Source organism: Pedobacter miscanthi, assembly GCF_003315595.1.
Classification (GTDB): Bacteria; Bacteroidota; Bacteroidia; order Sphingobacteriales; family Sphingobacteriaceae; genus Pedobacter; species Pedobacter miscanthi.
This window is the reverse complement of record NZ_QNQU01000017.1, coordinates 1-15,396: the sequence shown is the minus strand read 5'-3', so window position 1 is coordinate 15,396 and position 15,396 is coordinate 1. Positions and strand designations below refer to the sequence as shown.

At 40.3% G+C, this 15,396-nt stretch carries 9 protein-coding genes; 4 read left to right on the top strand and 5 right to left on the bottom strand.

The genetic code is table 11. From position 1 onward, the window contains the following. Window positions 1–17: 17 nt before the first annotated feature. The 4 genes from DRW42_RS18705 to DRW42_RS18690 all read right to left on the bottom strand — a co-directional run bounded on the left by DRW42_RS18705 (window position 18) and on the right by DRW42_RS18690 (window position 8,497). A complete protein-coding gene (locus DRW42_RS18705; RefSeq protein ID WP_113950357.1) occupies window positions 18–1,259 on the bottom strand; it encodes an MFS transporter in 1,242 nt (413 codons plus the stop codon). Window positions 1,260–1,261: 2 nt separating this feature from the next. Beyond that, on the bottom strand, window positions 1,262–3,664 hold the full coding sequence (locus DRW42_RS18700) for a hypothetical protein (protein WP_113950356.1): 2,403 nt from the start codon (window positions 3,662–3,664) through the stop codon (window positions 1,262–1,264). Between the two features lie 41 nt (window positions 3,665–3,705). Continuing rightward, the gene (locus tag DRW42_RS18695; protein ID WP_113950355.1) at window positions 3,706–5,388 is read right to left on the bottom strand and encodes a RagB/SusD family nutrient uptake outer membrane protein; all 1,683 of its coding nucleotides are present in this window, start codon (window positions 5,386–5,388) and stop codon (window positions 3,706–3,708) included. 64 nt (window positions 5,389–5,452) lie between these two features. Next, window positions 5,453–8,497, bottom strand: a complete 3,045-nt coding sequence (locus DRW42_RS18690; protein WP_113950354.1) for a SusC/RagA family TonB-linked outer membrane protein — start codon at window positions 8,495–8,497, stop codon at window positions 5,453–5,455. 175 nt (window positions 8,498–8,672) lie between these two features. On the opposite strand from DRW42_RS18690, the gene DRW42_RS18685 reads away from it, so the two are divergent. From DRW42_RS18685 to DRW42_RS18670, 4 genes are all read left to right on the top strand, one after another. Beyond that, window positions 8,673–9,959, top strand: a complete 1,287-nt coding sequence (locus tag DRW42_RS18685; protein ID WP_113950353.1) for a hypothetical protein — start codon at window positions 8,673–8,675, stop codon at window positions 9,957–9,959. A 72-nt stretch (window positions 9,960–10,031) separates the two neighbouring features. Further along, complete coding sequence (locus DRW42_RS18680) at window positions 10,032–11,213, top strand: glycosyltransferase family 87 protein (protein WP_113950352.1); 1,182 nt, start codon at window positions 10,032–10,034, stop codon at window positions 11,211–11,213. Next, on the top strand, window positions 11,213–12,145 hold the full coding sequence (locus DRW42_RS18675; protein ID WP_113950351.1) for a glycosyltransferase family 2 protein: 933 nt from the start codon (window positions 11,213–11,215) through the stop codon (window positions 12,143–12,145). Before DRW42_RS18680 ends, DRW42_RS18675 begins: the two co-directional genes overlap by 1 nt. Further along, window positions 12,146–12,934: a polysaccharide deacetylase family protein gene (locus DRW42_RS18670; RefSeq protein ID WP_113950350.1), complete on the top strand. Its 789-nt coding sequence runs from the start codon at window positions 12,146–12,148 to the stop codon at window positions 12,932–12,934. It abuts the gene before it with no gap. Between the two features lie 18 nt (window positions 12,935–12,952). On the opposite strand, the gene DRW42_RS18665 is transcribed toward DRW42_RS18670, so the two are convergent. Next, on the bottom strand, window positions 12,953–14,719 hold the full coding sequence (locus DRW42_RS18665; protein ID WP_167437816.1) for a S8 family peptidase: 1,767 nt from the start codon (window positions 14,717–14,719) through the stop codon (window positions 12,953–12,955). Window positions 14,720–15,396 lie beyond the last annotated feature (677 nt).

Here is a 15,396-nt window from a genome sequence, read left to right as displayed (position 1 = left end):
ATCATACCACAAGGAATTTAATCACCTTCAATAAAATCGAGGTCTCTATCGCTTGTTTCGGGTATGGTGAGGATACAATAAAATCCCAGGGAAAAACATATCAACCCTAATAGAGCAGCAGCATGAAGCTCAAACACGAATGGTTTTAAATAAGCATACAGTGTAGTCATGAGCACAACCGTTCCGCGCACCATGTTCGGAATAGTTGTTGCCGCCGTTGCCCTTACGTTGGTACCAAACTGTTCGGCCCCAATGGTAACAAACATCGCCCAATACCCGATTCCGAAACCCAGCCATAAACACATCAGGTATAAGAGTTGTGCGCTTTGAATTCCGGCATAGAGATAAATTAATGCACCAATAAACGTAAAAAGCATCATAATGGTTACGGCTTTTTTTCTCGAGGAGAGGTAATAACTCATCACGCCGCTCAACAGATCGCCAGCTGCAAGACCAATATAACACCACATTACAGCTAAACCGGGCTTTACAGCTTCAGGTATACCTAAAGCTTTAGCAAATTCATTGCTGAATGTTGCTAAAATCCCGATTACATACCACGTTGGCAAACCGATTCCTATACATTTAGCATAAAGTTTTAAACGACCCGTGTTTGTAAAAAAAGACAAAAAATCTCCTTTTTTCAATTCACTCTTTTCGGCCATCTGTTTAAATATGCCCGATTCGAAAACACCAATCCTTAAAAGCAATAACAATACCCCTAGTACGCCGCCAGTAAAATAGGCATACCGCCAGCTCAAAAGTTCAACCGTAAAATAAGCTGCAACTGCACCTAAAAGCCCTACACCTGCCACCACCGAGGTACCAATTGCCCTTAATTTTTTTGGCAGGCTTTCGGAAACCAAAGTGATCCCTGCACCGAGTTCGCCGGCTAAGCCGATCCCTGCAACAAAACGCAGTGCTTTATAAACAGCAACATCCTGTACAAAACCACAGGCAAAATTTGCGATTGAATAGGTAATAATGGATCCAAATAAAACGGAGAGACGACCTTTTTTATCGCCTAAAATTCCCCATAAAATACCCCCGATTAATAAACCACCCATTTGCCAGTTTAAAATGCTGGCACCTTCTATTGATCTTTCTGCTTCGTTCAGGCCTAAATCGGTTAAACTGGGGATTCTTACAATTCCGAATAATAAGAGATCATATATATCTACAAAATACCCGAGTGCAGCAACAATCACAGCAGCACTAAAAAGATGCTGCCATGATTTTTTATTCTGGTTTGTTTCCATTTTTACAAATAAGTAAGTGTTACGGTTGCCTGGCAGTTTTTATTAGCAACGGCCCTTACCCAGTGCGCACTAAACCCATCAGGAAAGGTATAATTGATGGTTTGACCAGCCTTGATAGAAAAAGTTTTGTATGGGTTAAAGCCTGTTAAATCGAAATCAACTTCTAAAGTAATCTCTACATCTTTATCTGCCTTTAAGCCCACTTTTTTCTGATCGTAACCCGTCATTAAGTAAGGCAGCGATGGATCATTTGCTTTTACGTCCGTATTTTTCCATACTCCTCCCTGGCCAACCGGTTTGCCCATTTTCCAAAGATCGTCAATACCGCCATACCATAAGCCGTTGGCCTGAGTGCCAAAATAATGTCCATCCGATTTAGCATCCTGTTTGGTTCCGCTAAGCACCAATAATCCCCTCCAGGTACAGAAATCGGTTATTTTTTTGTTATGTGTGGTAACCGGACGGATGGCATTAAAACCTGATTCGCGGCCAACCTCGTAAAATGTTCCTTCGATGTTCATCATAAAACGCTCGGATTCGACCTCCCTTTTATCGCGGTATGGAAAAAGTTCATAGTTAGCTGATCCCTTTGGCAAACGGAAAGTACCAGTTTTATCTTTAATGATGATAGAGGCATCGTCAACCGTATAATTTTTGGTCAGCGCCAAAAGCTTTTCCATCTGGGAAGTACTATCAGCAGTATTGTTTACGAAGGCTAATTTTTCGTCAACTTCCAGATACTGTTTTTTACCATCGGTAATATTTAAAGCCTGAAGGTTTTTATTGTATCCTGAAGGACGGATCAGGTTTTCGTTAACTTTTGCCTGCTCATTGATGCCAGCAAGTGTATTAAACATTGGATCCGCTTTCTCGTGCATTTTCCCGGTAAAGTGAAAGAATGCCGAAGCCGTACAATTTTTATCGGTTTTAAACCTAACCCATGTTGCCTTAAAACCGGCTGGAAATATAAAATATCTGTAAGATTTGGCACCTACGGTTATGGTTTGATAATCTTCCCATTTGTTATTTCCTCTTTTATCTACCTGGATGGTGAAACGTACGGGCTGACTTGATTTTTGTGCCAGATGCAGCACTTTTTTATCGAAACCATTCACCAGAAATGCATCCGACGGGATATTTGCTTTAACTTCATCATTATCCCAGGGGCCGCCCCAGCCTGTAGCACCGCCCCAGTTTTTTAAATCGCTCCACTGCCCGAACCACAAGTTGGATTGTGCCCTGCCTGCCATGGGGTTTTCTAAAACTGTTGTTTCGTCTGTAGCAATTACAATCTGGTTGTTCCAGCTGCAAAAATCGGGGATGTAACGTAAATGGCTGTTAACCGCAGTAATACCACTGCTGTTGTTCCTTGAAAAAGTTTTAGGGAAATCGTACATCATGCCGTGCATATCCATCAGCATTTTATCCTTGCCAACCTCGCGGATTCGAGGCCACTCGGTATACCAGCCACCACGGTGATCGTAGGTATGGGCAGCTTTGGGTAAACGGTAAGTATACCATTTACCGCCATCCAATAATTTCAACATTACCGAACGTTTATCCCAGCCAATACTCCATAGCGGGGTTTTATCATTTGGCGAACCATAAATACCCCCTGGCCCGGTAACATCTGTAAACTGACGTCGTTCGATAATTTTCCATGTTTTACCATCCCAGCTGGCTAAAACGCCTTTTTCTTCTTCATTTTTTGGCACATCGCCAACTTCAAGCATATCTTTTGTCAGTTTAAAAACAGCTTCTTCGCCATTATTGGCTACTACTAACTGGTTTTGTGCGGTATAGGCACCTTTGCCATGCCAACCGGGTACCGGTTTGTTAAACAGCTTTTTTACCGCAAGTGTATGTACATTAACTTCGTACAACATGCCTTCCATATCGTAAAAATAGACCATATTGGCCGGATCGGTAAGGTGGCGAGTGGTTGAGGTCATACGGCCCGGCATAACCGAAAAGGGGATTACTCTGATATTTCCCTTATCATCGATAAAATAGTTGCTTGTAATTAGCTGGTTCGATTCCCTGTGGATCAGCCTGTTTGCAGGTGTACCACCAATACTTTCGGGGTGAATGGTTACATTAAGATTGTTATCTATACTGTATAACTTATCCGAACTTCCCTTCGGCATGTGTGGCGAATAGGTAACCATCCAGAGCTTACCTGCCCAGGGGGTAATGGCACCAATACCATTTTCGCCACCATCGCCATAACTTTTGGTAGCACCTTTTTTTTGCCAATCCTGTTTATCCCAGCTTTCGTTAAATGTGGCCAAATGCGGATAAACGCCACTTACCTGCAAGGGTTTTGTTTGTGCCTGGGCAAAATGGGCTGTAAAAATTGCTGAACTGATCAGCGCGCTAAATCTTAATTTTAGGTTTCTTTTCATGTGCGGAAATAAAGCCGAAAGTATTCCTTCCGGCTACTATGTTAATAATTAGGATTCTGGGTAATATTGCTGTTTACTCGTCTCTCTACAGCAGGAATAGGCCATAAATACTGTTTGTTTTTATCGAAACTTCTGTTCACTAAAATTTTAACATCTGCCCCAAAACCTGAATAGTTTGCAATTCCATCGGCATCAATTGGTGTAGTACCCGGAAAGGGCCATTTGGCGCGGTTCTGATTGGCTGGATCGGGCAAACCGATTACGGGTGTTGTTAAAGCTTTTTCGGCCAGTTTCCACCTGATCAGGTCCATGTAACGTAATCCCTCCCTAACAAACTCTACCCTTCTTTCTCTACGTACAATTTTTCTCAATGCGGTTACATCAGTAGCTACTATTGCCGGATACATGGTGCTTTGCGTCGCTGTAACCCCATAAGCCCTTGCCCTAACCTGGTTAATGGCATCTAAAACCGATGCATCAACTTCACCGAGTTCTATTTTGGCTTCGGCATAGGTTAATAATATTTCGGCATACCGGAAAATGATGGCGTCGTTATCTTCAGTTAAGCGGTCGGCCCAGGTTTGGTCGATTCCTTTTTTCCATAAAAAACCTGTAAAACTTGCATTTACAGCTACCTTGCGGGTATCGTTGTTGGTTACTTTTCTGCCCAATTTACTGCTCCAAACCTGTAACGAATCGGGATGTGGAGCATAATTATACCCTAACCAATAAGTATTAAACTCCACTACGGTGGCGGTTAAACGGGGATCCCTGTTCTTAAACGGATCTAAAGGATTGTATAAGGAGGATTCGTTAATAGGCTTTCCATCTATGCACTCGTAAGCATCAACTATTTCCCTGGTGGGGAGTTGAGCACCAAAACCACCTGCATTTCTGGATATGTTATCCTGAACGTAGGCCGCCGAGCTCGATACATTCTGTGCCTGCTCCCGGGGGATGCTGATAATTAATTCTTTGCTGCTTTCGCCGGCTTTTAAGAATAATTGGGAAAAATTTGCATTTAAGGCATAGTTGCCGGCAGCAGCTAAATCCATTACGGCTTTGGCTGCATCACGGGCAATGGCATAATCGCCCATATATAAGGCAATTCTTGCCTTTATTGCGAGAGCAGCTCCTTTGGTTAATCTTTTAACGCTTGCCGTACTGTAATTTGCCGGCAGGTTTAATGCAGCAAAATCCAATTCGGTATAAATAAATTTTAGGATTTCGCTTTTAGGAGTCCTTTTTATGCCATAGGCTTCTGATAATTCTACGGGTTCGGTCAAAAACGGAACATCGCCAAAATGTGCAATCAGTTTCGAGTATTGGTATGCCCTGATCAGCCTCATTTCGGCTTCCAGTTTTAAAATTACAGCTGCCGGTGTATTTGCTGCAGCCCTGTTTTTATTGGCAATAAAAGAATTTGCCCTTGCAATGGCTTTGTAACAGATTAGCCAATAATTACTTACGGTGCCGTCTTCTGCCGTCATGGTGCCGCCAATTACTGCATTGGTTAACTGTGCCCTGTGCCATTCGTTATCGCTAAACAGTTCATTGTCATTTTGCCAGAAATCCAACCGGTAAAGATCGTTTACTGCAAGCTCCAATTCTGTTTGGTTTGAGTAGAAGGTACTTGTTGCTGCCTCCGAAAGTGGATTTAAGTCGAGCTTGTTGCAAGCTGTTAAAACCAATGTTGCTAAAAGGAGAAAATATATCTTTTTCATCTTTATATCGTTTTTTTCAGTTGTGATGAAACCATCATATTTTATGTATCAAATGGTAATTGATTTAGAATTTAATACTGGCCCCTGCCAATACGGTAGAAACTATTGGGTAGGCATAATCTCCACCTTCGGGATCCAGGTATTTTGGAAATTTACTTGCTGAAAAGAGATCGTTTCCGGAAATATAAACCCGCAGGCCTTTAATGCCGATCTTTTTAACCCATTCTTCTTTTAAACTATAGCCCAGGGTGATATTCTTCAACCTGAAATAGGAACCACTAATCAGGTAGTGATCTGATAAGGCATAGTTATTACCACTCGACGTACTGGAGAGCCTTGGATAAAAGGCAGCCTGGTTTTGCTCGGGCGTATTGTTTAAGCTCCAAAATTTGCCGACAATATCCTGTGGCACATTTCCGAAAGCTTCGGCAAAAGGCCTTATTGCTTCGCTATTTAAACGGCTTAATTTTTTGCCTATGCCCTGAAAAACCAAATTAAAATCGAAGCCTCTGTAATCAGCCCTGATATTCCCGCCGTATTGGTATCTTGGTAAAGCACCACCCAATAATACCCTATCATCCGGTGTTATTTTGCCATCATTATTGGTATCCATATACCTAAAATCGCCAGGTTTGGTATTAGCGTTGGCAACCGGACCGGCTGCAACTTCTGCTGCATTCTGAAAAATGCCGTTATATTTATAACCAAACCACTCGTTGTACTCACTTCCGGTTCTGATAATCTGATCGCCCAAAAACTGTGTACCTTTTAAATCGCCGATTTTTGATTTGGCATCGGATAAATTTGCACCAATGCTGTAATTGATTTCGCCAATCTTATCCTTCCAGTTTATTTCCAGTTCGAAACCTTTAACATCCAGCGTTCCGGCATTTTGGTTTGGTTTATCATAACCAATGTAAAGGGGAATATCCAGAGGTAATAAGATATCGAAAGTTTTCTTTTTGTAATATGATGCAGATAAGCTAAGGCGATTATTAAAGAAAGCGGCATCCAAACCAAAATCTGTAGTCTGACTGGTTTCCCACGTAATGTTATCCACGGCATAAACCTGTTGACCGGCACCGCTTAAGGGTACAACAACTCCATTCTGATAGAATAAAGCGCTGGTAAAATCTAAAGTAGCCTGATAAGGATAATATGCCGGGTTGTTATTTCGATCCAGTAAACGTTCGTTACCTGCCTGGCCCCATCCGCCCCTAATTTTTAAGAAGGATAACCATTTGACGTCCTTCATAAAATTCTCTTCGCTTATTGCCCAACCTCCTGAAACGGAAGGATAAACGGCAGTACGGAACTGAGAAGCAAAACGCGACGACTGATCAGAACGAATATTACCCTGCAGATAATATTTATTTTTATAATTATACTGCAAACGACCGAAAAAAGAGTGCAGACCCGATTCGTTTGCACTGCCATTGTTATCCCTCAACTCCGTACTTCCGGTATTAAGATAAGGAAAATCAGTTAAAGAAAATCCTGACCTTGAAGCCCCTAAACTTTCGGTATTCCGATAATTTTCTTCATAACCAGCCAATAAATCGATATTATGATCATTGGCTATGGTTTTAGTATAATTTGCCAGGAACTGCCCGTTTATGGTAAAATTTTCTGTCCGCCCTTCTGTTAAAATAGTCCGGGCCTGGTTCACCACTGTACTTACTGTGCCGTCAGGATTATTGAATTTTATTTGTTCTGAAAAATTCTTGCCTTTGTTAAAATCGAAAGTTGGTGCAATCAGTGCCGTTAAGGTTAAGCCGGAAATTGGCTTGTAATTTAAAGCCATTCTTCCGCCCAACTGGTTGGCAACATTTTTCTGAAAGCCCCCTTTTTTAAGCTGTGCTACAGGATTTCTGCCATCTTTACCGAAAGCGAGATCACCGTTATTATAAACATCATCATAAATGGGCGGCATGATGCGCGATTCGTAAATTGGATTATAACCATTTAATTCTCCCGCATTCGCGTTATTGGTCGTCCGGCTAAAATTAACATCCAGGTTGGCGTTTAATTTTTCGCTTATTTTAAAATCGTTGTTTATCCTGAACAGGTACCTGTTAAAATTCCGGTTATCATAAAAAGCCCCTGCATTGCTGTAATCAAATGATGCCTTGGATTTAATTTTATCGGTACCTGTGGTAAAAACCAATCCATGGCGCTGGCGTGGAGCAGTATTGTTTGTTAAAATGGAATTTTGCCAATCGGTATTCGGAAATTTATCAGGATCCGACGCATTATTGGCCAGGTAACTATCAATGGTTGCCTGTGGATATGGCCCGCTGCTTCCGCCATCGTTGGTAACCTGTTCGTTTATATAACGCATATAATCTGTTACCCCAACATATTTAGGCAGCGCTGTTGCCTTTTGTGCACCATATTCGTAGTTATACTCAAAGGTGCTTTGACCGCTCAATCCCCTTTTTGTAGTAACCAAAATTACTCCTGCAGCACCACGCGAACCATAAATGGCTGCAGAAGCGGCATCTTTTAATACAGTAATGTTTTCTACATCATTGGGATTAATGTTATCGATATTGCCGGGAACGCCGTCGATAATAACCAGCGGACTATTGGTACCAATTGTGGTAATCCCCCTGATTAATATGGTAGAACTGCTACCGGGCGCGCCACTTGTCCGGGTAGAAGATAAACCAGGTATACTTCCCTGCAGGGCTTCGGAGATCTGTAAAGTTTGCCTGCCGCCTACATCTTTGGCACCAATACTGGTAATAGAACCTGTTAAATCTTTCTTTTTCTGCGTGCCATATCCCACCACCACAACATCATTGAGGTTTTTGGTATTGGCAGTCAGACTGATGGTAAGATTAGCTCCTGTTATGGCCACAGTTTGTTCCTGATAACCAACATAACTCACAAAAAGCTTATCTGTGCCTGCAGGGACATTTAAACTGAACTGCCCGTTTGTATCAGTTGTGGTGCCTGTTTTTGTACCCGGTATGCTAATGGTAACACCAATAAGACTTTCTTTGGTACCTGCATCAATCACCTTCCCGGTAACCGGTCTGGTTTGTGCCTTTAGTGCGTAATAACTGCACAAAAAGAACACCATTAGGAGTAGTTTTTTTTTCATTAAATTTGGTTAGTTTTATAAAAAATAGTTTGTTTTGCAGCGAAAGAACCTTTTGTCGTCATTTGCTTTTATAAACTTAGGTAATGATATAGGTCCAAAAACAATAACCATTTATACAAATGTTTACCAATATTATTGACAAGCCAACAAACTAATAATCATCCACTTAAACCAAATGAACAATGAGTTTGTACATGCCGAAAATTCTGTTTTTTTTAAACAGCTGGATATCTGTTGCAAAAAAGTAGCTCTTCAGGTTGGCGAAAAAAGCATTTCGGAATGGAAGAACAGCGATTACATTAAATTAAGTGCTTTATTACATCGGCAAACGAAAGTTCATTTAAGTGAAAATACACTGAAACGTATTTTTGGGAAGCTTAAAAAGCCTACACGTTATTACCCGCAAAAAGCTACACGAGATGCCCTTGCACAGTTTATCGGCTTTCGCGATTGGTATGAATTTGAACTTTTACATCCGGTAACGGAAAAAGAAACAACTCCAGACACATTTTTAACAGCAGCACCGGTAAAAACAAAAAGTAACAATACTTTTTATTTCATATTAACATTTTTCACCATCCTTACCGTTACCGGCATTTATTATGTTCTGAGCAATGGTGAAGTCCGAAATGTTAAACTGCTCTGTTTAAATCCTGAAGGGAAAAGTCCGCATTCTGCCATTTTTAAACTCGGCATTAAAGGAAAACTTTCTGATAAGCTCAGTAATTTTATAATCGATTTTGCCGATGGCAGCCTGAAACGATCTAATTTCAGCGATAGCATTGCAAACCATTATTACGAAACCCCGGGCAGATATTTTCCCCTTTTGTATCATAAAAATGCTGTTATAGATACCGCCTATGTATACCTGCAGAGCAAAGGCTGGGATATTATTTCTACCATGCAAAATGATTCGACAAGGGTATATCCGATACTCAAAAAGATTTCTGCAGCGTACGATTACCATGTTACAAGCAGGGAAGTACTGGATGCGGGTGTTGATACCAGCAAAACATTTTTCGTCTCATTTGCCAATGTGAGGCCAACAGAAATCAGTGCAGATAATTTTGAATTCAGTGCATACATTACCACTTCGGCCGAACGGCCGGGGGTACGCTGCTCGCAGGTAGACCTGGTTGTTTATGGCGAACACGACAAACATTTTCTCAGCATCATCAAACCCGAATGTACAGTTTGGAGCTCTTATAAATTTTCGGAAGTACAAAAAATGGGTGCAAAAGATGATTTAAGAGAGTTTGGTCACGACCTTACCAATGGAGGACAGGTTAAATTACGGGTAGAAAACCAAAAGGTAGTTTTGTTAATAGATGACAAGGAAATTTTTAAAACAAAATACCATAGCCCGATAGGAAAATTGATGGGCTTTAAAGTAATTTTCGCTGGAATAGGCTCATTTAAAAACTTTAAGCTTTCTGATTTAAAGACCGGACAAAAATTTTAATGATGCTTTATCAATAAACTTCGGTCAGCGCAAAACTGTTAAAATGGTTATATTAGCGGCACTAAATCATTAATGAATAATTCAAAAAACGCTAATCTGAGCAAACTATCATCATTTCTTTTAAAAAAGGAATGTGTGATTGCCATTTACCTTATTCTGGCCATTGTTGCGGGTTTTAAACAGTACCATCATCATTCGTACAACAATTACCTGATCTTTAAATATGTATACCTACATACTACAGATCTTCAGAATTTATATAATAATTATGCTGAATATCGGGATAGCAACCATTATGGACCTGTATTTTCGGTTTCTATTGCACCATTTGCCCTTTTACCCGATGGTTTAGGCTGTATTTTATGGAATATTGCCAACGTATGTATTTTATTGTGGGGCATTTATAGTTTACCCATTTCGCTTAACAAACGCACCCTTATTGCCTGGATTTGTGCGCATGAAACATTAACCGCATTATTCAGTTTTCAATTCAATATTGCACTAACCGGTATTATCCTGCTCAGTTTCTCTTACCTGGTCAAAAAGAAAGAGGTACAATCGGCATTTTTTATCGCTTTTGGCACACTGGTAAAACTATACGGTATAGTCGGACTTGCTTTTTTCTTTTTTACCAAGAATAAACTCAAATTTATTTTAGGCTGCATCATTGCATTTGGGCTGTTATTTGCCTTGCCGATGGTAATTTCATCGCCAGAGTTTGTTATTCAATCTTACAGCGACTGGTACCATTCTCTTGCGCATAAAAATGACCTGAATGCCTCATTAACTTCTTTTCAGGATATTTCTTTAATGGGCATGGTGAGAAGAGCCACAGGAAATGTAAACATCCCAAACATGCCGTTTTTATTGGGTGGATTAATCCTATTCGGATTACCCTATACCCGTATTAAGCAGTATAAACATTTAGGTTTCAGGCTGATGTTGCTGGCATCAACATTAATTTTCACCGTAATTTTCAGCAGCGGGTCAGAATCGCCAACTTATATTATTGCGTTTGCAGGTGTGGCCATTTGGTTTATGGTACAGCAAAACCCGAAGAAAGCCTGGATAATTGCTTTATTTATTTTTGCTTTTATACTCACCAGCCTATCGCCAACCGATATTTTCCCAAGGCCGGTTAAAGAATTTATTCGTCTATATTCGCTTAAAGCCCTACCTTGCGTAATCATTTGGCTCACCATAATATACCAGATGATGAAAGAAGATTTTGAATCGTACCTGATTGCCGATTAATGAATAAGTTAGTTTCTATAGTAATCCCTGCCTACAATGAAGCCGATAATATTTTCGTTATTGCCGAAAGTATTAAAAACGTTTTTGCTAAGATCGATTACCGCTACGAAATTATATTGGTAGATGACGGGAGTGCCGATCATACCCTCCAGACGATTAAGGATTATGCGGCAACCGCTGAAAATATTTTTTTCCTGGAGTTTTCTAAAAATTTCGGACATCAATTGGCGGTAAAGGCAGGTATGGACCATGCTTTTGGAGATTGTGTAATTTCTATGGATTGCGATATGCAGCACCCGCCAGAATTGATCCCTCAGATGCTGGAGAAATGGCAGGATGGGTTTGAGGTGGTTTACACCATACGCGAAGAAGATAAAAGTTTATCGAAAGGCAAAAGAAGTTCGTCCAATCTCTTTTATAAAACCTTAAACTGGTTATCTGATATCGATTTAGAGCCGGGAGCAGCCGATTTCCGCTTATTGGATCAAAAAGTAGTGAGTGTTTTCAGGAATTTCCATGAAAACGAACCTTTTTTACGCGGTTTGGTAAAATGGCTGGGCTTTAAACAGTTTGCCATCAGGTATAATCCGGCAGCACGTTTTTCTGGTCAAAGTAAATATACCCTTAAAAAAATGTTCAGGTTAGCGCTGCATGGTGTTACTTCCTTCAGCATTAAACCACTATATTCTGCAGTTTACCTTGGTTTTATTCTTTCATTTGCCTCTGTACTTTACATTCCATACATCATTTACGCTTTTGTAAACCATGTAGAGGTTTCTGGCTGGGCATCGGTAATTATGACCATTGTCTTTTTTGGAGGCTTACAGCTCATTATTCTGGGCATTATTGGCATTTATGTAGGTAAAATGTTTATGCAGTCTAAAAACCGTCCAAATTATATTATCCGTTCAACTAATATCCAGCAAAAATAAATGGTACTGTTAAGTTTTGATATCGAAGAGTTCGATATGCCTTTCGAATATGGAAAAGATATTTCTTTTGAAGATCAGATTGCCATTTCGAGGGCAGGAACCATTGCTATTCTGGATATCCTGGATAAATACAAGGTAAAAGCCACATTTTTTTGTACGGTAACTTTTGCCGAAAATATCCCTGACCTGATTAAGCGTATTACCGAAACAGGCCACGAACTGGCTTCGCACGGTTATTATCATTCTGATTTTAAACCGGAGCACCTGCTTCAATCGAAACTTAAACTGGAAGAACTTTCGGGCAAAGAAATTACGGGTTACCGCATGGCGCGGATGATGCCCGTAGATGAAAAGGAAATTGAAAAAGCGGGTTATGCCTATAATACTTCGATCAATCCAACTTATTTACCAGGCCGTTATAATAATTTTAACATCTCCAGAACGCATTTTGTTAAGGATAATGTACTCCAAATCCCCGCTTCGGTAAGTCCGTTAGTCAGATTTCCCTTATTCTGGCTGTCGTTCCATAATTTACCATTAAGCATTTACAAAACCTTAGCCAGCTGGACCTATAAAAAGGATAAGTATTTAAATATTTACTTCCACCCCTGGGAGTTTACCGATCTTAATGATTTTGAACGCTTTGGTTTCCCGGGTTATGTGAGAAAAAATACCGGAGCAAAAATGATCGCACGCATGGAGTCGCTTATTTCATGGATGAAAGCGAAAAACTATCCATTTGGTACCTTTCAGGAGTTTATCAGATCAATACCTGAAACTGCGAACTAGAAAATTGCAAACTTCAAACTATTTATAACTTGCTGCTAATTTGAGTGCATTGTAGGTGTTAACAATACCACCGCTCACACATATTTCGCTAAAAAGCACCCGTACGTTTTCGCCTCTTTCGTTTTTATATTTCACTTTGTGGGCCACTTTAGATACCGATTTCATAATAATTTCCCTTACCTGAGCAGGTTTTAATTCGGGATAATAACTTAAAATTAAAGCCGCTAAGCCAGCTACAACTGGCGAGGCCATACTTGTTCCATCCGCTTCTTCATATTTGTTATCAGGCACTGTAGATTTGATCAGAAATCCCGGTGCGAAAACATCAACACTATACTTGCCATAATTAGAAAAATCGGCCTTCAGGTTATCATCATCCTTATAAGCACTTGCGCCAACCTCGATCCAGTTGGAGGCGTGTGGCAGGTTGAATTTAGCCGAATCTGCCACAACAGGTTTTAATAATGCCGATCTTTCAAAAGGAGGCCGCATGCCCATTCCATTGTTTTGTGCCATTGGTCGCGGAGGAGTAAAATCAGGCTTGGCAGGTTTTTTATTTGCTTCCTTATAAGCTTCGGCTTCTTTACTATCGTAAAACTTATTCGGATAATTTTCTTCCAAATCATTGTTTTGGTTATCGTTTCCGGCAGCATGTACCAATAATACGCCCTTACTTTCGGCATATTTCACTGCCGAGTCTACTGCTTTTTTATCCCATTTATAACTTTTGCCAAAACTCATGTTAATTACCCTTGCTCCGTTATCTACTGCATAACGGATACCGTTGGCCACATCTTTATCACGTTCATCGCCGGTAGGTACAACCCTTATGGCCATAATACTTACATTATTGCCCACCCCCAAAACACCTTCCGTATTGGTACGATCGGCACCAATAATGCCTGATACATGGGTACCGTGGAAAGCATCGGGTCCTTTTACATCGTTGTTACCATAATCTTTCTGGTAAGAATTGCTGTAATCATCGCCAACCAACTCTGCACGCACATCGTATTTAGGATTCAGGTTATATTTCAACATGGCATCATATTGCTTATAACCTTCTTTAATATTTTTATAAAACTTTTCAAAAGAGCCATCTTCTTTCGAGCCTTTTCTGATAATCGTTTTTACCTGTTCTTCAGTCTCATCATCGGGCTTGTAACTGTCGATATCTGCTAAAGTTGGGATTTCCTTTTTATTGATTTTCGCTACAGAATCAAGGACTTTGTTTATGGCAATAAGCACAGAAAAAGTATTGCTGGCATCTTCATATTTCTTGCCGAAATCGCCCACCATTTTTTTGTACAACCTGAATTCTTCTTTCTGAGTGCTGTCGAGAGGTGTTAAATTGGTTGTAGATTGATATTTCGGCGTATAAATCCTTAATAACCTTACCAATTCCAAATTATCAAATTCAAGGTTACCTTTTTTTGAACCGATAAAATTCCAGCCATGGATATCGTCGATGTAACCATTACCATCGTCATCTATACCATTACCCGGGATTTCCTTTTTATTCGTCCATAAAACACGCTTCAGATCAGGATGATTGATATCCACGCCACCATCAATTACGGCTACAATAACATTTTGCTTAGGCTTTTTATCTTTTAACAGCTCGCGATATGCCTTTTCGGTACTGATACCAAAATATCCGTTTTCGAGTAGATCTAAATTAAACCAATTGGCAGGGAGCTGTACATTCTTACTCTGCCCGAAAACAGTAAAGTTTAAGCACAAAATAAAAGCAAGAAAAGTTAATTTCTTCAGGTTAGCGTTCATCATCATATTATGTACGTAATACTACAATAATACGGTTTTATTAACTTGAGCATGAAAGATTTTACATTTTTTAACAGGAGGGTTAAGTGAGGTAAGATGGAAAATGGATGATGGGAGATGGAAAGTTTCTGCGGCTATCAACGCTTCGTGTGGGGACTAATATTATTATCCTTTGATAAGTTGGCTTAGCACGTAAAGCCTTAATATTATTTGGAGCGCAGTTGCTGTGCTTATAGGTTGGGTTCTGTCCTGCTGTACGCTTTCCCGATGAAAAATCGGGACCGCTTCCATCAGGGCTATTTAACCTGGGATAGAGGTATGATGGAAGATGGAATGGTCTCTGCGGCGATCACCGTAATCTGCGGGAACAAATAAAAACAAGCTACCCGTCACCCTGAATTTATTTCAGGGTCTATCATGCTAAAAAGATACTGAAATGAATCAAATTGCTGTAAACGAAGAAAACCCTTCAACATTTCTGCTGAAGGGTTTCTTTTAAGATTTGGCACCGACCTACTCTCCCATCCCGAAGGTTCGGGACAGTACCATCGGCCCTGGTGGCGCTTAATTTCCTGTTAAAGACAGCAAATAAACATTATGTACCCCCCCATAAACCAAGAAAACCCTTCAACATTACTGCTGAAGGGTTTCTTTTAAGATTTGGCACCGACCTACTC